This window comes from Deinococcus sp. Leaf326, from assembly GCF_001424185.1.
In the GTDB taxonomy this organism is placed as follows: Bacteria; Deinococcota; Deinococci; order Deinococcales; family Deinococcaceae; genus Deinococcus.
This window is the reverse complement of the sequence record NZ_LMOM01000032.1, coordinates 163,617-183,113: the sequence shown is the minus strand read 5'-3', so window position 1 is coordinate 183,113 and position 19,497 is coordinate 163,617. Positions and strand designations below refer to the sequence as shown.

Here is a 19,497-nt window from a genome sequence, read left to right as displayed (position 1 = left end):
TCAGTTCGCTCCCTTGGGGGCGGAATCGGTACGCGGCCGCCCGGCCCGCAGGTCCACGCCCTGACGGCGCAGTTCTTCCTTGGCCACCGTGCCGATGTGCACGATGTCGGGGCCATCGGCCAGCCGCAGCGTACGGGCCTGGGCGTACATCATCGCCAGGGGCGTGTCCTGCGAGACGCCCTCGCCGCCGTACACCTGGATGGCCCGGTCGATGACCCGCAGGGCCACGTTGGGCGCAACCACCTTGATCGCCGCGATCTGGCCACGTGCCGCCTTGTTGCCCACCGTGTCCATCATGTGAGCGGCGTGCAGGGTCAGCAGCCGCGCCTGGTCTATTTCCATGCGGCTCTGGGCGATGAGTTCCTGCACATGCTGGTGCGCCGCCAGCGGCTTGCCGAAAGCCACGCGGCGCCCTGCACGGGCCACCATGAGTTCCAGTGCGCGCTCGGCCTGCCCGATCAACCTCATGCAGTGGTGGATGCGCCCCGGCCCCAGCCGGCCCTGCGCGATCTCGAAGCCCCGGCCCTCGCCCAGCAGGAGGTTACTGGCGGGCACGCGCACGTCCCGGAAGGTCATCTGCATATGGCCGTGCGGCGCGTCGTCGTAACCGAACACGGTCAGGGGGCGCTCGGTGGTCACTCCGGGCGTGTCCAGCGGCACCAGGATCATGGACTGCTGGAGGTGACGCTCGGCGCCGGGGTCGGTCTTGCCCATGAAGATGCTGACCTTGCAGCGCGAGTCGCCCGCGCCGCTTGACCACCACTTGTCACCGTTGATGACGTACTCGTCGCCGTCGCGCACGATGCTCGACTGGATGTTGGTCGCGTCGCTGCTCGCCACGTCCGGCTCGGTCATCGAGAAGGCCGAGCGGATCTCGCCGTTGAGGAGCGGCACGAGCCACTGCGCCTGCTGCTCGGGCGTACCGTAGCGGGCCAGCACCTCCATGTTGCCGGTATCGGGAGCGCCGCAGTTAAAGATTTCGGGCGCCCACCAGACCCGGCCCATGACCTCGCACAGCGGCGCGTACTCCAGGTTGCTCAGGCCCGCTCCGAACTCTCCGGCCGGGTCGCTGGCAGGCGGCAGGAACAGGTTCCACAGGCCCTCGGCCCGCGCCCTGGGTTTGAGGTCCTCGATAAGCTGGATGTGCGCCCAGCGGTTGCCCTCGTTGCGCTGGCGCTCGAATTCCTGCTCGTTGGGGTAGATGTGCTCGTCCATGAACTTCAGGAGTCGCGCGTGCAGGTCGGCGGTGCGGGGGGAAAGGTCGAACAGGGTCATAGAAAGTCCTCCAGTGCCGCAGGGTCCCTTAGAGGTACACCCGGAAGATGCTGTCGGCGACGCAGGCGGGTCTCGCCTCGCCTTCGATCTCGATGGTGTTCTGCACGGTGATCTGGACGTAGTCCGGTCCCGGTTCCACGCTCCGGAGCACGGCGTGGTTGCGCAGGCGCGCGCCGACCCGGACGGGCGCGACGAAGCGCACCTTGTTCAGGCCGTAGTTCACGGTCAGGCGGCTGTTCTCGATCCTCACGCCGCCGCCCTGCACCGAGAACTCGCCCGCCAGCAGCGACAGGGTCAGGAAGCCGTGGGCGATGGGCGCGCCGAAGGGACCGGCCGCCGCCCGCTCGGGGTCGGTATGGATGAACTGGTGGTCGCCGGTCGCCTCCGCAAAGGCGTTCACGCGCTCCTGAGTGACCGGCACCCAGGCCGACAGGGCGATCTCCTGCCCGATGCGGGCGGGAAGTTCCTCGGGCGTCACCGCGTCCTCCTCATCGGGCCGCCCTCATACCGCGCTGACGCCGCCGTCCACCGCGATGTTCTGGCCGGTCACAAAGGTCGAGGCGTCGCTGGCGAGCAGCAGCGCCAGTCCCTTGAGGTCCTCCGGGCCGCCCAGCCGGCGCATGGGCGTGTGGTCCAGGATGGCCTGCTCGCCGTAGGCCAGCGTGCCGCGCGTCATCTTGGTCGGAAAGTAGCCGGGGCAGATACTGTTGACCGTCACGCCGCGCGCCGCGACTTCGGACGACAGGGCGCGCGTGAAATTCACGAGGCCGCCCTTGGAGGTGTTGTAGGCCAGCGTGGGTGTCATGTTCGGGTCGTTGCCCTGCAACCCCGCCACGCTCGCCACGTTGATGATCCGGCCCCAGCCGCGCGGCAGCATGCAGCGGCGCAGCACACTCTGGGTGAGGACAAAGGTGCCGTTGAGGTTGACGTTCATCACCTTCATCCAGGCGTCGAGCGGATGCTCGACCGTCGGCGCGCCCCAGGTCGCCCCGGCGTTGTTGACGAGAATGTCGATCTCCCCCACTTCTGAGACGACGCGATCGACGAGCGGGTCCAGCGACCCGAAATCGCCCAAGTCGTTGGCATACACCGACGCCGTGATGCCCAGGCCACTCAGGTGGGCCAGCGCTTCGTCGAGCTCGTTCTGCTTGCGGGCGGTCAGGACCACGCGCGCGCCGTATTCCCCGAGCGCCTCGGCGATCTGGAGTCCCAGGCCACGCGAGCCACCCGTGATGAGCGCCGTCTTGCCGGACAGGTCGAACAGTTCCTTCAGGGCCATCATTTGCCTCCACGAGTTGAAATGTGAAGGCAGCATAGGCCGGAATTTACGTGCGCGTCAATTGTGTCCGCTCGGGGATGCTCTGTGGCCATATGCAGGGCAAAAGGAAGGGGAGACGGCTGCCGCACCGTCCCCCCTGCGCCGCCCGGCTCAGCCCCGGCTGACGGGGATGTACTGCCGGCCCTGCATATTCCACAGCACGTCGAAGTCGCGCTCGGTCAGAGCGACGTTGGGGCCACTGATCGAATCGCTCATGATCAGGATGCCCTGCGTCTCGTCGTATCCGCGCACCACGCGGAAGTGTGGAGTCTTGCCGTAGACGCTGTGGTACTGCAACACGATGACCGGGTGCCCGGCGGCGAGCTCGTCCTTGATCGCCTCGACCGTGCCGCTGCGGCGCAGCGGGGCCTGGAGGCCCTGACGGACGAGCAGGTCCGACACGTCGCGGGTCTGGGTGTAACCGCCAGTGGGCCGCAGAACCTGCTGGTAATCGCGCTGCGACACCGGACGCCCAAAGGCGCGCATCACGCTCGCCACACTGGCCGGGCCACAGTTGTTGAAGGTCTGGGCCTCGTAGCCCACCTGGAGGTACACGCTCTGGGGCCGCGCGCCGGATCCCGCTCCGGTCGAGGCCGCGCGCAGGGTCGTGCCCCCGGCGACCGGCAGGCGTGAGGGCGTGAACAGGCCGCGTTCGAGCCGCGTGCTCGTCGGCCGTTGGGGCGTGCGGATGGGCGCGGCCGAGAGGACCACCGGGGCCGCCTGGGCCGCGCCCATTCCCTGCACGCTCGTCACCGGCGCGGCCGGACCCTCGGCGAGACCGATCGACCCCGGCAGGGCGACCGGCCCCAGGCTGCCTAAAGGAGGCGCTGGCGGCAGGGACGTGAGGCCGCCGGGCAGCGTGAGCACCTGCCCGAGTTGCAGGTTGCTGTTGTTCAGGTGATTCAGGGCCATGATGGCCTCGACCGTGCTGCCGCTGCGCCGCGCCACGTTGTAGAGGGTATCGCCGGTCTGCACCGTGTAGCCGGCGGCTGTGGCCAGGCCCCCCAGGGCCAGCCCCAGAACCGCCAGCAGGGGGCGGAGACGCATTACTCGGACCTTCCGGAGGGCGGGCGAACTTCGGCTTGGCTGGGCATCGCCGGAAGTCTGCCACAAGTCACTTTATCTGTGCATTAATTCTCTCTCATCGCATCCACCGAAAGATGTATGTGATGTGTGCTGCCTTCAGGAATCTTGGATCTCGGCGCCGGTCCGGGCCCCGATCTGGGCCCGCGTGACACCCGGCGCAAGCTCGGCCAGCACGAATCCCGCCGGCGTCACGTCCAGAACCCCCAGTTCAGTGATGACTCGGTGCACCACGCCTTGGCCGGTCAGCGGCAGCGTGCATTCGCGCAGCAGCTTGGGCGCTCCGTCCCTGGCCGCGTGCTCCATGAGCACGACCACCCGCCGCACACCCGCCACGAGGTCCATCGCGCCGCCCATCCCCTTGACCATCTTGCCGGGAATCATCCAGTTGGCGAGGTCGCCGCGCTCGCTCACCTGCATGGCCCCCAGAATCGCCAGATCCACGTGCCCGCCCCGGATCATGGCGAAGGATTCGGCGCTCGAAAAAAAGCTCGCCCCCGGCTGCGCCGTCACCGTCTGCTTGCCCGCGTTGATGAGGTCCGGGTCCACCTCCGCCTCGGTCGGAAAAGGCCCGATCCCCAGCAGGCCGTTTTCGGATTGCAGCGTCACGTCCATCCCCGCCGGAATGTGGTTGGCGACCAGGGTGGGCAGCCCGATCCCCAGATTCACGTACATCCCGCCGCGCAGTTCGCGCGCCGCCCGCGCCGCCATCTCGTCGCGCGACCAGCTCACGCCGCACTCCCCGCGGCCGCGGCGCGCACGGTGCGCTGCTCGATACGCTTCTCGGGCTGCGCGTTCACGACGATGCGGTGCACGTAGATCCCCGGAGTAACGATGTGGTCGGGGTTCAGTTCTCCCACCTCGACGATCTCCTCGACCTCGGCCACGGTCAGGCGGCCACAGGTCGCCACGACCGGATTGAAGTTCTGGGCGGTTTTGCGGTACACCAGATTCCCGGCGCGGTCGGCCTTCCAGGCCTTGACGAGCGCGAGGTCGGCCACGATGCCGCGTTCGAGCAGGTAGGTCTGGCCGCCGAAGTCCTTGTGCTCCTTGCCCTCGGCGACGACCGTGCCCACGCCGGTTTTCGTGTAGAAGCCGGGAATGCCCGCGCCGCCGGCCCGCAACCTCTCGGCCAGGGTACCCTGGGGCGTGAATTCAAGCTCCAGCTCGCCCGCGAGGTACTGGCGCTCAAATTCCTTGTTTTCGCCGACGTAGCTGGAGATCATGCGGCGAATCTGACGGGTGCGCAGGAGGAGCCCGAGCCCAAAGTCGTCGACGCCCGCATTGTTGCTCGCCACCGTCAGGTCGCGCACGCCGCTGTCACGCAGGGCCACGATCAGGGCCTCGGGAATGCCGCACAGCCCGAAGCCCCCCACGGCCACCGTCTGGCCGTCCTGCACGGCGCCGCGCAGCGCCTCGGCGCCGCTTCCATATTCCTTGTTCATCGTGGCCCCAGTGTAGTACGGACTCCGGACGGGCCGGGTCAGCCTCCGGTGGTCCCGAAACGGTAGCGGGTGTGCGAGTGGTAGACCTGCCCCGGGTCTAGTCGCGTTGAGGGAAACTGCGGCTGGTTGGGGCTGTCGGGGTAATGCTGGGTTTCCAGGCACAGGCCCCAGTGCTTGGGGTACGGCTGCTCCGCGCGTCCTGGCTGCCCGGTCAGGAAGTTCCCGCTGTAGAACTGCACGCCGGGCTCGCTTGTCCAGACCTCCAACGTCCGGCCGCCCACCGGCTCGCTCAGGTGGGCAGCCCGGCGCAGGCCCACGGCGTCTGGCTCGCCTTCCAGGACGAAGGTGTGGTCATAGCCTCCTGCGAGGCGCAGTTGCTCATGCGCCTCCCCAATGCGCGCGCCGACCGCCTGCGGCACCCGGAAATCCAGCGGCGTTCCCTGCACCTCCGCGACCTCTCCAGTCGGAATCATGTCGGCGCGCACGGGCACAAAGCGCCGGGCAGGCAGCTCCAGCACGTGTCCGAGCACGTCCCGGTCGCCGCTCAGGTTCCAGTAGGTGTGGTTGGTCAGGTTGACCACCGTGGGCCAGTCGGTCGCCGCGCGGTACAGCAGGTCCAGGGTGCCGTCGGCGCTCAGGCGGTACGTGACCGACACGTCCAGCGCGCCGGGAAAGCCTTCCTCGCCGTCGGGACTGCGGCGCGTGAGGACCAGGCTCAGGGCGTCGTCCGCCACCTCGGTCCGGGCGTCCCAGTCGTGCTGGTCAAACCCGCCCGGCCCGCCGTGCAGCGTGTTGGGGCCGTCGTTGAGTGGCAGCTGATAGGCCTGACCGTCCAGCGTGAAGCGCCCCGCCTCTATACGGTTACCGTAGCGCCCGATGAGCGCCCCGAAGAAGGACGCCGTGGCCCGGTCGAAGTAGGGGGCCGCGCCGCTGTGCCCGAGCGTGATCTCGCCCCACTCGCCCCGGCGGTCGGGCGTGCGGACACTGGTGATGACGCCGCCGTAGGTCATGACGCGGACCTCGGCGGTGGGCGAGGCCAGCGTGAACTGCTGCACGTCACGGCCGGCCGGACTGCGGCCCCAGACTTCACTGCTCAGTTTCAGCACAGACATGCGCCCCACTATGCCCGAAGGCCGCTGCGCCGGCGCGCTTCCTTCTCTCGGGATCGCCTACCTGCGTCCCCGCTACCCTGGAAAGATCAGGAATCAGCCAGTGCCGCCGACCCATCCTCGACTGGGGGGAAGGCGTCGTATGCCAGGGTGAGGGCATGCGTGCGGACGTCGGTGGGCCAGTCGGCCATCAGCGCCGTGAACCGGGGCCGGTCTGCGGCGTAGAGGGCGCGGGTCACGTCCTCGAAGTGGGGGTGATCCCCGGCTATGGCGGTCAGGAACCGGCCCGCCGCCTCCGCCGCCTGCCCGGCGCGGAACCGCTGAGCGTCTCCCTTGCGGGCCTCGTCGACGAGGCGGCGCAGGGTCGCCGATGCGCCGCCACGCTGCTCGTCGAGCCACTGCCAGTGCCGGGGCAACAGGGTGACCTCGCGGGCGGTGACGCCCAGCCGCGGCCGACCGGGACCCGGACGGGGCGCCTCGGGGGCTTCGCGGGCCAGCATCTCCTCCTCCGTTCCCCGGACGTCGAAATCGACCTGCTTCCCCGTCCGGTCTTCGAAGATCAGGAGGTTTTCGCCTGCGTCGAGACAGGGCTTGGCCTGCCGCAACACCTCGCCAAGCGGACCCTGCACGAGAAGACGGTGACCCTGAAACGCTGTGTAGGTATCGTTTTGCATGGCTGTATTTTACCTGGATAAAAATCTGCTCGTCAATTCTACCCGGCTATAATGCTGAGCGACCAGGCCAATTGACGTAGCGCTGCCCGCGGCCGGCCTGATCTGAAAGCAGAGTGGTGAAGGCACGGCACCCGGTCTAGGGCTGGCCGAGAAGGTGGAGGGCACCAATTGCTTTTGCCGGGAGGGTCTAGAGTGTACGGATGCTTATCCTCGAAGGCCGGTACCATGTTGCACCCAACAAGCGGCTCACGATTTCGGCCGACACGACTGGCCTTCCCAAGGGGGGGTCGCTCGCGGACCTGGAAGCCCTGAACAAGGCTTGCCTGTTGAACGACGGCCGCTGCGAAGTTCAGGTCACCACCCAGAACGGCCTGATGCAGGGCACGCTCGTCGAGCGCCAGGGCCGGCAGTTCCACCGCCGCCTCTTCGAGGGCTACCTGGCCTTCCCTGCCCGCGTCTGAGCTGAATTCCTGACAATTCGTAGTCACAACCTGTGCTGGAGACGGTATCTCGCCCTACCGTCTCCATTTTCTGCCGTCTGGCCGCTGGTTGCCGGTTCTCAAGATGAGCCCTGCAAGGCCTGGAGGGGCGCAGTTCATCTCTGTTCACTGCCGCCCCATCCCAGCGCACTCAACGTCATTGGGATCTGCGCTTCCCAGGGTCTTGACGACGCTGGCCCAGGTCCGTAAACTCCAGTTAAACGTTTAAACCTCTGGTGACCTTAAGGGTCTCGTTCCACTTGTCTATCGCGTCTGTCGGCGGTTTGAAAGATGAAACCATGCTCTCTATCCGGGTTAAACGTTTAACCCACTTTGAGGTCGTCTATGGTCCCCAAATCCGCCGTCACTCTGGTCCAGGTCGCCCGTGCGGCCGGCGTCTCGACAGCGACCGTATCGTTCGTCGTCAACGGGACCAAGCCGGTCAGCCCGGCGGTCGAGCAGCGCGTCCGCACGGCTATCAGCACCCTGGGCTATCAGCCGTCTCACACCGCCCAGGCTCTGCGGACGGGCAAAAGCTCGACCCTCGGACTGCTGATTCCAGATCTCACGAACCCCTTTTTCCCCAAACTCGCCCAGAGCATTGAGCAGGAAGCGCGCCGGCGCGGCTACGCCGTCCTACTGTCGGACTCCCACGACGATCCTGGGGTGCAGGCCGAGGCCCTGACCACGTTCGCGCGGCGGGGGGTCGACGCTCTACTGGTGGTGCCGGCGGTCGGGACTGCCGAGCGCCTCCAGGCTTCCCTGCCCCTGATCCTGATCGACCGCGAGGTCGGGGGCCATCTCACGGTCCAGAGCAACAAGGTGCAGGGCGGGCGTCTGGCCGCGGCCCACCTCATGGCTCTGGGACACCGCGAGGTGGTTATTCTGGCCGGTCCCGACCGTCACGGCGAGCCGGGCGAGCGGGTTCAGGGCATGCTCGAGGAAATCCGCCGCGCCGGCGTCCAGCTTCCGCCCACGGCGCTGCATTACAGCAGCTACGGCGTCGAGGACGGCCGCGCCGGAGCCCACGCCCTGCTCGACGCCCACCCGGGCGCGACCGCCCTGCTAGCCGCCAACGACACCCTGGCCCTCGGAGCGCTGAGCGCCGCCCAGAGCCGGGGCCTGGGGGTGCCCAGCGACCTCTCGCTGGCCGGTTTCGACGACATCTCCTGGGCGGCCCTGAGTTCGCCGGCCCTGACCACCGTGCGCCAGGACACGCAGGCGCTCGCCCGGCAGGCGGTCGAACAGGCCCTCCACCCCGGCCACCCTCCCGTTTCTCTGGCCCGCATTCCCACCGAACTGATCGTGCGCGGCTCCACCGCCCCCGCGTCCTCCCGGAGGTCCCCTTGATTCTCGTCGCAGGCAGCGCCAATCTCGATTTCATCACCCGCGTCTCTCACCTTCCTCGCCCCGGCGAAACCGTCCTGGGGCCGGGGTTCAGCACCGCCCCTGGCGGCAAGGGCGCCAACCAGGCCGTCGCCTGCGCCCGGGCCGGCTTCCCCACCCAGTTCTTCGGCGCTCTGGGAGATGACCCCTACGCCGGCGTCCTACGCGACTCGCTGCGCTCCAGCGGTGTCCAGGACCTCTGCCTTACGCTGCCCCTGCCCACCGGCGCGGCCTTCATCACCGTGGCCGAGTCCGGCGAGAACGTCATCGCCGTGGCCTCGGGGGCAAACGCGGGCCTGACCTCCACTCAGCTCCCGCCCCTCCAGGGCACCGACGTGCTCGTGCTGCAACTGGAAATTCCTCTGGAGACGGTGCAGGCCTACGCCCGTGCGGCACAGGCGCAGGGCGTCCGGGTCATCCTGAACGCCGCGCCCGCCGCCTCGTTGCCCGTAGGCCTGCTGGCCGACGTGGACGTGCTCGTCGTCAACGAGGGCGAGCTGGAGACGCTGAGCGGCCCCGGCGACCTGGAGGAACAGCTGCGCCGCGTCCAGGCCCAGGGGCCACGTACAGTGCTCGTCACGTTGGGCGGTGAAGGCAGCGCGGCCCTGAGTAGCGATCTGGACGGTGCAGCGCTGATCCGGGTCCCGGCGCCGGCCGTGAAGGTCGTCGACTCGACCGGTGCCGGCGACACGTATGTGGGGGTGCTGGCCGGAGCACTGGGGGGCGGCGAGCCGCTGGAAGGGGCGATGCGCCGGGCGACCGTGGCCGCCTCGCTGGCCTGCACCCGCGAGGGCGCGCAGCCCAGCATGCCCTCGCGTGAAGAGATCGAACGGGGTCTGCAAGGGGGCGCGGCGTGAAGCGCAGCGGCCTCCTGCATCCGGAACTCAGCGCCCTGGTCGCGCGGGCCGGGCACACCCAGACCATCGTGCTGGCCGACACGGGACTGCCCATTCCTGCTGGAACGCCGTGCATCGAACTGGGGGTCACGGCGGGCCTGCCTGCGCTGCTGGACGTGCTGCGGGCCGTACTGAGCGAACTGGTGATCGAGGGCGCGACCGTGGCGGCCGAGACCCGCCAGGAGTCTCCCGGGTGGTACGCCGAGCTATGCAGCGTATTGGACGGCGCGCCGGCAAAGAGGCCCGCGGAGATCTCGCACGAGGAGCTCAAGGCGGCTCTGCCCAGCGCGCTCGCGGTCGTGCGCACGGGTGAGGCGACGCCCTACGCCAACGTGATCCTGCACTGCGGGGTGAATTTCTGATGACGGCGCCCCATCTACCTACCCCCCGGCTGAGTATGCGGGGCATCACCCGGCAGTTCGGGCCAGTGACCGTGCTGCACGGCATTGACCTCGACATCCTCCCCGGCGAGGTCCACGCGCTGCTGGGCGAGAACGGAGCAGGCAAAAGCACCCTGATGAAGATTCTGGCGGGCGTGCAGCCGCCGACCGGGGGCGAGATCACCCTGGGCGGGCAACCGGTGCGCTTCCGCAGCGTCGCCGAGGCGTCGCGCCAGGGCGTGCGGATGCTGTTCCAGGAACTGAGCCTCGCTCCCGACCTGACCGTCGAGGAAAACCTGTTTCTCGGCAGCATGCGGCCAGTGGCGAACGACCGCGAGCTGCGGGCGCGGGCGCAGGCACAGCTGGGCGACCTCGGTCTCCGGCTGCCGCTGGGCCGCCCGGTGCGGACCCTCACCGTCGGCGAGCGGCAGATGGTCGCCATTGCCCGCGCCCTGATCGGGGATACCCAGGTGCTGGTTCTCGACGAACCCACCGCGCCGCTGACCAGTCACGAGATCGAGCAGCTCTTCACCTTCATCGGGCAGGTGCGGGCCCGCGGCGTGTCGGTGGTCTATATCTCGCACCACCTCGCCGAGGTCTTCCGCATCGCCGACCGCGTCACCGTGCTGCGCGACGGCCGGAAGGTCGCCACGGCGGCCGTCCGGGACACCACACCCGCCCAGATCATCGAGTGGATAGTCGGCCGCCACGTCGAGGTGCAGTCGCGCGTGCATCCGGCGCAGCCGGAGGTCGCCTTTACCGTGCAGGTGGCGCCGGAGACCCAGCCCCCCTTCGAGCTGACGCTGCGGCGCGGCGAGATCGTGGGTCTGGTGGGCATCATCGGCAGTGGGCGCACCGCCGCCACGCGCGCCCTGATGGGCGTGGGGGGCCGCAGTACCTGGAACGGCCGCCGGGTACGCTCGCCCCAGGACGCCCGGCGAGTGGGCATCGGGGTGGTGCCCGAGGACCGCAAGACCGAGGGCGCGGTCCTCGACGGCACCATCCGCGAGAACATTGCCCTGTCGAGCCTCGGGCAGGTCACGCGCCTGGGCGTCGTGCAGCCGGGGGCCGAACGCGCCCTGGTGCGGCGCTGGATGGAGGACCTGCACGTCCGCCCCGCCAACCCCGAGTACCGCGTGGGCGCCCTGTCGGGCGGCAACCAGCAGAAGGTGGTGCTGGGCCGGGTGCTGGCCACGCGCCCGCAGGTCCTCGTGCTGGAGGAGCCCACGCGCGGCGTCGACATCGGCGCGCGCGAGGAGATCTACGAGGTCATCGCCGGCCTGAGCCGCGCGGGTCTGCCCGTCGTGCTGTCGAGCAGCGACTCGCCCGAGGTGCTGGGCCTCGCCGGGCGGGTCCTGGTCTTCCGGGACGGCGCGGTCGTCAAGGAACTTCACGCCCCCATTTCTCTCGAGGAGGTCACGGCCCATGTCACTGGTGCAAGCGTCGCCTAACCCTGTTCGCCTGACCCTGAGCCGCTACGGCCTGTGGTTCATCTTCGCCGCGCTGGTCATCGTGGCGAGCCTGCTGTCCGACCGCTTCCTGACCGGCGGCAACCTCCTGAACATCGCCCGCCAGACCAGCGTCAACGCCCTGCTGGCCTTCGGCATGACGGCTGTCATCCTCACGGCGGGAATCGACCTGTCGGTCGGCTCCATCGTGGCAGTGGTCGGGGTGGGCGCGGCGCTGCTCGACCACGCGGGCCTGCCCTTCGGCCTCACGGCACTGATTGTGCTCGTGGCCGGGGGAGTGATCGGGGCGCTCAACGGTCTGGTGGTAGCGTACGGCCGCATCGCGCCCTTCGTGGTGACGCTCGCGGCCCTGACCATCTGGCGGGGCGTGACCCTGGTGATGACCGACGGCACGCCCGTCAGCGGCCTGAGCAGCACCTTTCAGGCCTTCGGAAACACCGACTGGCTGGGGCTACCCAGCACGGCGATCGTCGCCCTGATCGCCCTGGGCATCACCTGGTTCGCCCTGCGCCGCACCGCCTGGGGGCGCGGCATCTATGCCCTTGGCAGCAGCGAGGACGCCGCCCGCTTCGCCGGTCTGGGCGTCGAGAAGCTCAAGGTCACGGTGTACGCCTTCAGCGGTCTGCTCAGCGCGGTCGCGGCCCTGCTGCTCACGTCCCGGCTGTATTCGGCGCAGCCCACGGCCGGCAGCGGATTCGAACTCGACGCCATCGCGGCGGTCGTGGTCGGGGGCACCAGCCTCTCGGGCGGGCGCGGCACGGTCATCGGGACCCTGCTGGGCGCCCTGATCATCGGCGTGCTGAACAACGCCATGAACCTCCTCGACGTCAACGCCTTCTACCAGCAGATCGTCAAGGGCGGCGTAATTCTCGGCGCGCTGCTGCTTGAACGCCTGCTCAACCGCAACTGACTCTTCACGACACTTTCCTCAGACCCCGGAGGTCTTCCATGAACAAGTACCTGACGCTCGCCCTGCTGACCCTCGCCACCAGCGCCGCCGCCCAGAGCAGGCCCGTCATCGGCCTGAGCCTGAGCACCCTCAACAACCCCTTCTTCGTCGAGCTGCGTGACGGAGCCAAGAAGGCGGCGACCGCCGGCAGGGCCGACCTCGTCGTCCTCGACGCCCAGGACCGCGCCGACAAGCAGGCCAGCGACATCGAGGACCTCATCACCCGCAAGGTCAAGGTCATCATCGTCAACGCCACCGACAGCGACGCCATCATCCCCAGCATCCTGGCCGCCAACGCCGCGAACATTCCGGTGATCACCGTGGACCGCAGCGCCAACGGCGGCAAGGTCGCCTACCACGTCGCGTCCGACAACGTCGCGGGCGGCAAGCTGGCCGGCGACTACATCAAGAAACTGCTGGGCGGGCGCGGCAACGTGGTCGAACTCCAGGGGATTCCCGGATCAAGCGCGGCCCGTGACCGTGGCGCAGGGTTCAACGCGGTGCTCAAGACGGCGACCGGGCTCAAGCGCGTCGCCAGCCAGCCGGCCGACTTCAACCGCGCCAAGGGCCTGAGCGTGATGGAAAACATCCTCCAGTCGCAGCCCACCATTGCGGCCGTGTTTGCCCACAACGACGAGATGGCGCTTGGGGCTTCGCAGGCTGTACAGGCCAGCAAGCGCAAGATCCTGGTCGTGGGCTTCGACGCCACGCCGGATGCCCTGGCCGCCGTCAAGGCCGGCACCCTGGCCGCGACGGTCGCGCAGCGCCCCGGCGACATCGGCCGCCTCGGGGTCCAGCGCGCCCTAGAGATGGTCAAAACCGGCAAGGTGCCCGCCAAGACAGTCAACGTTCCCGTAGCCCTGAGTCTGATTACCAAGTAGACCTTATGTTCGAGTGGAGGCCACCTTCGGCCTCCGCTTCTTTTTGGCCTTCGCCCGAATCTACGTGGAATTGGGGTATGCAGTGCCCTGGCAGAGGCAGGTGGCGCAATGACTCCAGGTCGGCCTCAGGTGCTGCACCTCGCGCGCGGCACGACAGACGGCCGACCTGGAGCCTCGGCTGTGGCTGGCCAGCCGAGCAAGCGAGGAGGGCTCAGCGAGAAGTCCCTCCGCTTCCCGCACTTCGCGGCAGGATGACCGTCACCGCCAATCCCGACAGCGGACCGGGACCGAACTGGAGTTCACCGCCCTGAAGCTGCACGGCCCGCTGCACGATGGCCAGACCCAGACCATTGCCTTCGTCACTTCTCGTCTTGTCGACCTGATAGAAGGGCTGCGCCAGGTAAGGCAGATTGGCGGTAGGTACACCCGGTCCGGCATCCTGCACCACGAGCCGGACTTCGCCAGCTGTACCGGTGACCTCGGCAGTCACGTCCGCTCCTCCGCCGTGGTGCAGGGCATTGCCGATCAGATTCTCGACCATGCGGGTGAGCAGCACCTCGTCGCCCATCAGGGTCGCCTCGCCGGAGGTCACGAACTCCAGTCTGATCTCTGGAGCCGCTTCACGCGCCCGGTCCACGATTTCACCGGTCAGTCGGTCCAGGTCCACCGGAAGCCGCTGGACCGACTGCGTTCCGCGCGCCAGCAGCAGCAGGTGTTCCGTCAGGCGCTGCATCCGGTTGACGTCCACCAGGGCTTCGCGCAGGTCGTCCTTCAGCCGCACCAAGTCACGCCGTCCCGTCAACGACCCCTGAAGCCGGATTTTGAGGGCCGCGAGAGGGGAGCGCAGATCGTGGGCGGCGGCCCGCGTGAACTCTTCCTCGCGTTCCCGCACTTCCGCCAGTTGGGCGAAGGAAGCCTGCAGGGTGCTGGCCAGGCGGCCGAGTTCATCATTTCGCTCCACACCCGGCAGTGGGCGGCGCAGATGTCCGCCCTGCCCCAGCCGGGTCGCCGCCTCCTGAAGTCGGGCGAGCGGCCGCAGAAGCTGGCCAGCAAGCAGGAAGCTCAGAAAGGCGACGAGAGCGGCCGCAGCCGGAACAGTCACCGCCAGCGCCCGCAGATAGGCCCGGAGCGGATCGACAACGCCCAGAACGTCGCTGGCGACCTGGGCCTGCGCGACCTTGCCACCGACCGATACAGCGGCCACAAGGACCTGATGACTGGAGCGGGGCGCGTATCCGGCCGGCAGTTCGGTGGGCAGGTCCGGAAATTCCTCCGTGACTGCCACGACCCGGCCATCCATGATGACCCGCGCGTCCACGTTGCGTGGGAGAGCCGTGAGAGTCAGCGGCTGGCCTGCCGGAGCGGGCGGGCCGCGGCCGACTTCCTGTTCCAGTACGGGCAGCAATGTCGTCAGGCGTTGATACTCCGCCGTCACCAGAAAGGAACGGAGCGCGAGGAACTGCACAGCGGCGACGACGAGGACGACCAGGGCGGTCTGGAGTGCCACGCCGAGGGCCAACCGGGTGCGGATGGTCACGGAACGCGGTATCCCAGCCCCCGAAAACTCTGGATGGCTTCTGGCGCCAGCTTTCGCCTCAGGTAACTGACGTAAACATCAACGACGCGCATCTCGCCCGTGAATTCCGGTCCCCAGATCCGAGAGAGCAGTTCCTCACGGGTAAACCACCTTTCTCTCGACAGGACCAAGACCTCCAGAAGCGCGTATTCCCGGCCGGTGAGCCCGACGGTCTGACCCTGCCACAGCAGCCGGCGGACGGCGATGTCCAGCAGACCCGCGCCGCCGGCGAAGACGATCCGGGCACTTCTGACCGCGGCGCCTCGCCGGACGACAGCCCGGAGGACCGCCAGCAGCTCGGGCAGCTCGAACGGCTTGACCAGGTAGGCGTCACCACCCAGATCCAGACCTTCAACGCGGTCTTCCAGCCCACCGCGCGCCGTCAGGAAGACAATGGGCAGCTCGTTACCGCCGGTTCGCAACTGCCGGGCGACCTCGAAGCCGCCGAGGCCAGGAAGCATGACATCAAGCAGGAGAGCGTCGAAGCGGCCTTCCTGGGCTCTCGCCAGACCCTGAGTGCCGTCCGCCTCCCACTGCACGTCGTGTCCGACATCGGTCAGGGCGTTGATGGTCGGGAGAGCGATCCGGCGGTCGTCCTCGACTAGAAGCAGCCGCACCGCCCTAGAGCCGTCCGGAGAGAGAGGGGGGCGCAGTCATAGCGCCATGCTAGGCGGCTCTCCGGAAATTGCCGGCGGACCCGCATTTATTCGCCCTTTACAGGCCGGAAGTTCTTGCACCCGTCTAACACCCGTTCTCTAGCGTCTGGGGCAGAAGCCTATGCGTCCAGTTCCCGCTCGCAGCGCACGTTCGCAGCTTCACGGAGACCCTATGAAGAACATCCTGATCACCTCGGCCCTGCTGTTCGGTTCTGCTCTCGCGGGCGGTGCCGGTGCCCAGAGTGCCGGTACCGGTATCCCCTCGACCAATGTCAACGCGGCGGCGCCGAGCAGCGGACAGGCGAGTGCCCAGAGTACGGGTACAGCGTCCCCTCTGCCCTACAACCGCGCGACCACCCTGCCCAGTTCCGGCACCACCGACCTCAAGAAGAGCGTCCAGGCACTGCAAAATACCTTGACCGAACTTCAGGCATTGCAGCTCCAGACCAAACAGGCCCACTGGAACGTGTCCGGTACGCTGTGGTACACACTGCACGAACTGCTCCAGGATCACTACGAGGGCATCAGCAAGTATGCCGACGAGGTCGCGGAACGTCAGCTCTCGGTCGGCGCGTCGAGCGATGGCCGCGCGATCACTGTCGTCGCGGCCTCGAGACTGCCGGAGATTCCTGGCGGTTTTCTGGACGACGCACAGGTGATCTCGTTCTTCACCTACCAGTACGAAACGGTGGGCCAGCGCATCTACCAGCGTGTCGGCGACGTCGAGAAGGTGGACCCCACGACAGCCAATCTGCTGTAGGAAGTTGAGCACATCATCGAGAAGTACCAGTGGCAGATGCGGGCCTTCCTGCAGAACACGCCGACCGACCCCGACAGCGGCGCGGACCTCAACAACGGCCAGCCCCTGCCGGTGCGCGGCAAGTAAGCCTGGATGGAAGTCCAGGGAATCCGGCCGTGTCCGGGTTCACTTCTTCCCATCAGGACCCGGACTCATTTTCCGGGCAATGGAGGTTCCTGATGTCTCAAACTGCCCTGCCCGCCCGGCCCATCTTAGGGCTGGTCTTGCTCACCCTGACGGGCTGGATTCACTTCCGGGATATTCCCGAGAAACTGGGAGAAACTCCCTACATGGGCTGGTTGTACATCCTGTTGGTCGCCGGATGTGCAGCGGCAGGAGCTTGGTTGCTCTCCAATCTCTGGCGGACCGGCTACGTGTTGGGCTCGGTCATCTCGGACGGGGCTATCGTCTTTTATGTGCTGACCCGCACCGTGGGCCTGCCAGGGGCTCGCGATGACGTAGGCAACTGGAGCGAGCCGGCCGGCATTGTTGCACTCCTCTCGGAAGTGGCCTTCCTGGTAATTGCCCTACTTGCTCTACGGCGTGCTGCCCAGTTGCCCCCTGGCCGGCGTGAGAACTGAGTTGATCTTGCGCTCCCGTCATTAATCCGAGTCGGGACGCGAACTGCTTTCGAGCAAAGCCTGATGGGTCGTCAAGTCAGGTCTGTCGGCTATGGATGGTTGCGCCGCGTTGAGTCATCAACGGCAGGGGCGAGAACAAGGGCAGTGGTGAAAACGTCAGTGCCTAGCAAGCACTGCGTCACGAGTATGAACAACTGTGAGCTTGGCGTACTCCGGGCAATGAGCCGCGCAGGTTCGGACTGGCCACCGAGAAGATTTCTCCACCATTTTCGAGGCCCGCTCTGTCGGCACTGGCCGACTGGATTTACTTCGGAGAAGTTCCCGAACCGCTGAGCGAGACGCCAGACCTGGGGCGGCGGGTACCCGGGCCTGATCCGGGGCCGCGTGAGTTCATCCTCAGCCGCACACTCTCAGGTAGAGCGGCCGTTCGTCGCCAGTCAACCAGACTCAGTGAGTCACCTGTGCCAGGGCCGCGGCGCCGACCTCACGGCTCAATCAGGCCCAGCGACAGCCCCAGCGTCGCCGCACCCATGCGGTCAGGCGCGCCCAGCTTGCTCAGGATGCGCTCGACATGAATCTTGGCCGTGCCCGCCCGAATGCCCAGGGCCGCGCCGATCTCGGGATTGCTCAGGCCGCGCGCCACGTGGGTCAGCACTTCCCGTTCGCGCGCCGTCAACAGGTCGCCGCCCAGCCCGGCCTGCGGTTCGAGACTGCTGGCGCGGGCACTCATCTCCTCGCGGCGCAGATGCCGCGCCTGCCGCGACGTGCGGGTCAGTTCGGCCGAGAGCCGCAGCAGTTGCGCCGCCGTGCCCACCTGCCCGGCCAGCACCTCCAGGGTCAGCAGGTCGCTGGCATCTGGGTCCATCGGCCCAGGCTCACCACCCAACACCAGGGTCCCCAGCCTCTGCCGGCCCGCACAGACGGGCACCTGCAGGACGGAGCCGTCACGGAGCCGTGTGAATCCGGCCTGTCCGTCGCCGGGCACCAGACCTGCCAGGCCCCCGTCCGCACGCGGGGCGTCAGTGTCCGGCAACATCCCCTTGGACGGCGCGTCCGACTCTTGCAGCGCCAGGAGCACCGACTCCGGTGGAGGCTGATCCGGGCCCGACAGCACCCGGCCCTGATGACCGAGCACCCAGCCATACCGGGCCGCATAGACCTGACCGGCGGCGCGCAGGGCCACTTCCCAGACGCCGCGCTCGTCACGCTGTTCCCGGAGCTCGCGGCCCAGAGCGGCCAGCAACCGGAGCCGCGCCGCGCCAGCTCCGGCCGCCTGGTACAGATCACGCACGTCTTCCGCCCGCGTGATTTGCGCCACTGAAAGTTTCATGGCCCCAGTATGGCGAGGAATTCCGGCAACTGAACGCGGGCCAAGCCATCGACCATGTGGGAACCTCTCCAGGAGCACTTCCCTCTGCGCCCCGGCCTCTCCCCATCCAGCAGACGCGAACCCTTCCAGGGAAGGCCAGAACCAGCCGTCTCTTCTCTGTTCTCCGCGTCCAGGTCAATGGTGGCCGCCACTCCCGGAGAAACCATAGGAAAAGGCCCCGGCGCTCCCCACATGAACAGGAGATCACCGGGGCCTCCCTGAGATTCAGAGCGGCGAGAAGACGAACTTGTCGCTCGAGCCGCCGCGCAGCACGCTGTCGGTATGCTCGCCCAGGTACATGTTGCCGGTCACGGCTTCGAGCGCGCCCCATACCGCGCCGAGCGTGAACGTGCACTTGCGGTCGCTGCCCTGCGCCTCGCCGGCCGAGCACACGGTGTCCTGCGTCTCGATGACAACGTTCTCGCCCTCGTGGTACGCCCGCGTCACGGCGGCCAGACGGGTGCCGTCGCGGCCGATGGCCTGGTCGAGCAAGCCGGCGAGCTGCTCGACCGGCACGTTGCTGCCGGTCAGGCCCAGGCTGGCCACGAGGTCACGGCCGCGCACCTTGCCGGCGCGGGTGAAGACGACGGCGGCGCCGTCCGGGCCGAGGGTGTCCTCGACGCCGACGATGACGGCCTTGAAGCAGACGACCGAGCTGAATTCGCCCAGCTCGCTGCGGACGTAGGAATCGGTGGCAGTGGTCATGGAAGTTCTCCTGGGGTAAAGGCTAGAAAGGATGGTGTTGAGGCGGTCGCCGGACGCGGTCATGGCAGGAGAGTCCGGTGGCGGGGGCTTACAGGATGCCGGCGACTTCCTGGGCGGCGTCGCGGGCTTCCATGTGCAGCAGCCCGAGGTTCACGCCGGTCGGGGCCACCACGGCCAGCACGCCCTTGGTGCCCGCCGCGTAGATGTACACCTGGCCGTCGCTGCCGCCCACGCTCATGTCGGTCAGGGTGCCCGAGCCCAGCGTGTCGTTGATGCGCTTGCCCAGGCCCAGGGCGGTCGCGGCCATCGCGGCCACGCGGTTGGCGTCGGTGCCCGCGCCCATCGTCTGGGCGATGGGCAGGCCGTCCACCGTGGCAATCAGCGCGCCGCGCAGCTCCGGCAGGGCGGCGCGCAGGGTGCTCAGGGTGGTGTTCAGGCGGTCTTGCTTGCTCAGCGTTGCGGTCATG

22 protein-coding genes are annotated in these 19,497 nt (G+C 68.0%); 9 read left to right on the top strand and 13 right to left on the bottom strand.

The annotated features are described in order from the left end of the window. The 8 genes from ASF71_RS11540 to ASF71_RS11505 all read right to left on the bottom strand — a co-directional run bounded on the left by ASF71_RS11540 (nt 1) and on the right by ASF71_RS11505 (nt 6,904). Nucleotides 1–1,275 (bottom strand): acyl-CoA dehydrogenase family protein, encoded by a 1,275-nt coding sequence (locus ASF71_RS11540; RefSeq protein ID WP_056299866.1) that lies wholly within the window; start codon nt 1,273–1,275, stop codon nt 1–3. A 28-nt stretch (nt 1,276–1,303) separates the two neighbouring features. Beyond that, nucleotides 1,304–1,753 (bottom strand): MaoC family dehydratase, encoded by a 450-nt coding sequence (locus tag ASF71_RS11535; protein WP_056299863.1) that lies wholly within the window; start codon nt 1,751–1,753, stop codon nt 1,304–1,306. 24 nt (nt 1,754–1,777) lie between these two features. Continuing rightward, nucleotides 1,778–2,554: an SDR family oxidoreductase gene (locus tag ASF71_RS11530; protein WP_056300534.1), complete on the bottom strand. Its 777-nt coding sequence runs from the start codon at nt 2,552–2,554 to the stop codon at nt 1,778–1,780. 150 nt (nt 2,555–2,704) lie between these two features. Beyond that, a complete protein-coding gene (locus ASF71_RS11525) occupies nt 2,705–3,640 on the bottom strand; it encodes a LysM peptidoglycan-binding domain-containing protein (RefSeq protein WP_056299858.1) in 936 nt (311 codons plus the stop codon). Between the two features lie 135 nt (nt 3,641–3,775). Then, nucleotides 3,776–4,408, bottom strand: a complete 633-nt coding sequence (locus ASF71_RS11520; protein ID WP_056299856.1) for a CoA transferase subunit B — start codon at nt 4,406–4,408, stop codon at nt 3,776–3,778. After that, complete coding sequence (locus ASF71_RS11515; RefSeq protein ID WP_056299853.1) at nt 4,405–5,121, bottom strand: CoA transferase subunit A; 717 nt, start codon at nt 5,119–5,121, stop codon at nt 4,405–4,407. The genes ASF71_RS11520 and ASF71_RS11515 overlap by 4 nt, the downstream gene beginning before the upstream one ends. Nucleotides 5,122–5,159: 38 nt before the next feature. Then, the gene (locus tag ASF71_RS11510) at nt 5,160–6,233 is read right to left on the bottom strand and encodes an aldose epimerase family protein (RefSeq protein ID WP_056299850.1); all 1,074 of its coding nucleotides are present in this window, start codon (nt 6,231–6,233) and stop codon (nt 5,160–5,162) included. 86 nt (nt 6,234–6,319) lie between these two features. Then, nucleotides 6,320–6,904, bottom strand: a complete 585-nt coding sequence (locus ASF71_RS11505) for a DUF2239 family protein (RefSeq protein ID WP_056299847.1) — start codon at nt 6,902–6,904, stop codon at nt 6,320–6,322. Between the two features lie 200 nt (nt 6,905–7,104). Between ASF71_RS11505 and ASF71_RS11500 the strand changes: the two genes are divergently transcribed. The 7 genes from ASF71_RS11500 (at nt 7,105) to ASF71_RS11470 (ending at nt 13,344) form a co-directional block, all read left to right on the top strand. Continuing rightward, on the top strand, nt 7,105–7,365 hold the full coding sequence (locus ASF71_RS11500) for a hypothetical protein (RefSeq protein ID WP_056299844.1): 261 nt from the start codon (nt 7,105–7,107) through the stop codon (nt 7,363–7,365). A gap of 363 nt (nt 7,366–7,728) precedes the next feature. Continuing rightward, entirely contained in the window at nt 7,729–8,733 is a 1,005-nt protein-coding gene (locus ASF71_RS11495) for a LacI family DNA-binding transcriptional regulator (RefSeq protein ID WP_056299841.1), read from the top strand. Further along, on the top strand, nt 8,730–9,626 hold the full coding sequence (locus ASF71_RS11490; protein ID WP_082505953.1) for a ribokinase: 897 nt from the start codon (nt 8,730–8,732) through the stop codon (nt 9,624–9,626). Before ASF71_RS11495 ends, ASF71_RS11490 begins: the two co-directional genes overlap by 4 nt. Next, nucleotides 9,623–10,027 carry a D-ribose pyranase gene (rbsD, locus tag ASF71_RS11485; protein ID WP_056299837.1) on the top strand — a complete coding sequence of 135 codons (405 nt, stop codon included), beginning with the start codon at nt 9,623–9,625 and terminating at the stop codon, nt 10,025–10,027. Before ASF71_RS11490 ends, rbsD begins: the two co-directional genes overlap by 4 nt. After that, nucleotides 10,027–11,496, top strand: a complete 1,470-nt coding sequence (locus ASF71_RS11480) for a sugar ABC transporter ATP-binding protein (protein WP_056299834.1) — start codon at nt 10,027–10,029, stop codon at nt 11,494–11,496. The genes rbsD and ASF71_RS11480 overlap by 1 nt, the downstream gene beginning before the upstream one ends. Further along, nucleotides 11,471–12,424 (top strand): ABC transporter permease, encoded by a 954-nt coding sequence (locus ASF71_RS11475; protein WP_056299832.1) that lies wholly within the window; start codon nt 11,471–11,473, stop codon nt 12,422–12,424. The genes ASF71_RS11480 and ASF71_RS11475 overlap by 26 nt, the downstream gene beginning before the upstream one ends. 38 nt (nt 12,425–12,462) lie before the next feature. Next, nucleotides 12,463–13,344: a D-ribose ABC transporter substrate-binding protein gene (locus ASF71_RS11470; RefSeq protein WP_056299830.1), complete on the top strand. Its 882-nt coding sequence runs from the start codon at nt 12,463–12,465 to the stop codon at nt 13,342–13,344. A 211-nt stretch (nt 13,345–13,555) separates the two neighbouring features. Here ASF71_RS11470 and ASF71_RS11465 read toward each other — a convergent pair whose 3' ends face one another. After that, a complete protein-coding gene (locus ASF71_RS11465; protein WP_056299826.1) occupies nt 13,556–14,881 on the bottom strand; it encodes a HAMP domain-containing sensor histidine kinase in 1,326 nt (441 codons plus the stop codon). Beyond that, on the bottom strand, nt 14,878–15,537 hold the full coding sequence (locus ASF71_RS11460; protein ID WP_056299823.1) for a response regulator transcription factor: 660 nt from the start codon (nt 15,535–15,537) through the stop codon (nt 14,878–14,880). Before ASF71_RS11460 ends, ASF71_RS11465 begins: the two co-directional genes overlap by 4 nt. Before the next feature lie 211 nt (nt 15,538–15,748). Here ASF71_RS11460 and ASF71_RS11455 point away from each other — a divergent pair, with 211 nt between their 5' ends. Beyond that, nucleotides 15,749–16,336, top strand: coding sequence for a DNA starvation/stationary phase protection protein (locus tag ASF71_RS11455; protein WP_235514366.1), 588 nt, complete (start codon nt 15,749–15,751; stop codon nt 16,334–16,336). A gap of 218 nt (nt 16,337–16,554) precedes the next feature. After that, nucleotides 16,555–16,956, top strand: a complete 402-nt coding sequence (locus ASF71_RS11450) for a hypothetical protein (protein WP_056299822.1) — start codon at nt 16,555–16,557, stop codon at nt 16,954–16,956. Nucleotides 16,957–17,440: 484 nt separating this feature from the next. Here ASF71_RS11450 and ASF71_RS11445 read toward each other — a convergent pair whose 3' ends face one another. The 3 genes from ASF71_RS11445 to ASF71_RS11435 all read right to left on the bottom strand — a co-directional run bounded on the left by ASF71_RS11445 (nt 17,441) and on the right by ASF71_RS11435 (nt 19,496). Next, a complete protein-coding gene (locus ASF71_RS11445) occupies nt 17,441–18,286 on the bottom strand; it encodes a LuxR C-terminal-related transcriptional regulator (protein WP_082505952.1) in 846 nt (281 codons plus the stop codon). A 264-nt stretch (nt 18,287–18,550) separates the two neighbouring features. Continuing rightward, nucleotides 18,551–19,030, bottom strand: a complete 480-nt coding sequence (locus tag ASF71_RS11440) for a hypothetical protein (protein WP_056299816.1) — start codon at nt 19,028–19,030, stop codon at nt 18,551–18,553. An 88-nt stretch (nt 19,031–19,118) separates the two neighbouring features. After that, entirely contained in the window at nt 19,119–19,496 is a 378-nt protein-coding gene (locus ASF71_RS11435) for a roadblock/LC7 domain-containing protein (protein ID WP_056299813.1), read from the bottom strand. Between the last annotated feature and the right edge of the window lies 1 nt (nt 19,497).

Excerpts from the sequence above, each read along its gene's own strand:
- ASF71_RS11540 (WP_056299866.1), bottom strand. The coding sequence starts at position 1,275 with ATGACCCTGTTCGACCTTTCCCCCCGCACCGCCGACCTGCACGCGCGA.
- ASF71_RS11530 (WP_056300534.1), bottom strand. The coding sequence starts at position 2,554 with ATGGCCCTGAAGGAACTGTTCGACCTGTCCGGCAAGACGGCGCTCATC.
- ASF71_RS11525 (WP_056299858.1), bottom strand. The coding sequence starts at position 3,640 with ATGCGTCTCCGCCCCCTGCTGGCGGTTCTGGGGCTGGCCCTGGGGGGC.
- ASF71_RS11515 (WP_056299853.1), bottom strand. The coding sequence starts at position 5,121 with ATGAACAAGGAATATGGAAGCGGCGCCGAGGCGCTGCGCGGCGCCGTG.
- ASF71_RS11510 (WP_056299850.1), bottom strand. The coding sequence starts at position 6,233 with ATGTCTGTGCTGAAACTGAGCAGTGAAGTCTGGGGCCGCAGTCCGGCC.
- ASF71_RS11505 (WP_056299847.1), bottom strand. The coding sequence starts at position 6,904 with ATGCAAAACGATACCTACACAGCGTTTCAGGGTCACCGTCTTCTCGTG.
- ASF71_RS11500 (WP_056299844.1), top strand. The coding sequence starts at position 7,105 with ATGCTTATCCTCGAAGGCCGGTACCATGTTGCACCCAACAAGCGGCTC.
- ASF71_RS11495 (WP_056299841.1), top strand. The coding sequence starts at position 7,729 with ATGGTCCCCAAATCCGCCGTCACTCTGGTCCAGGTCGCCCGTGCGGCC.
- ASF71_RS11480 (WP_056299834.1), top strand. The coding sequence starts at position 10,027 with ATGACGGCGCCCCATCTACCTACCCCCCGGCTGAGTATGCGGGGCATC.
- ASF71_RS11475 (WP_056299832.1), top strand. The coding sequence starts at position 11,471 with ATGTCACTGGTGCAAGCGTCGCCTAACCCTGTTCGCCTGACCCTGAGC.
- ASF71_RS11470 (WP_056299830.1), top strand. The coding sequence starts at position 12,463 with ATGAACAAGTACCTGACGCTCGCCCTGCTGACCCTCGCCACCAGCGCC.
- ASF71_RS11455 (WP_235514366.1), top strand. The coding sequence starts at position 15,749 with ATGAAGAACATCCTGATCACCTCGGCCCTGCTGTTCGGTTCTGCTCTC.
- ASF71_RS11450 (WP_056299822.1), top strand. The coding sequence starts at position 16,555 with ATGTCTCAAACTGCCCTGCCCGCCCGGCCCATCTTAGGGCTGGTCTTG.
- ASF71_RS11445 (WP_082505952.1), bottom strand. The coding sequence starts at position 18,286 with ATGAAACTTTCAGTGGCGCAAATCACGCGGGCGGAAGACGTGCGTGAT.
- ASF71_RS11440 (WP_056299816.1), bottom strand. The coding sequence starts at position 19,030 with ATGACCACTGCCACCGATTCCTACGTCCGCAGCGAGCTGGGCGAATTC.
- ASF71_RS11435 (WP_056299813.1), bottom strand. The coding sequence starts at position 19,496 with ATGACCGCAACGCTGAGCAAGCAAGACCGCCTGAACACCACCCTGAGC.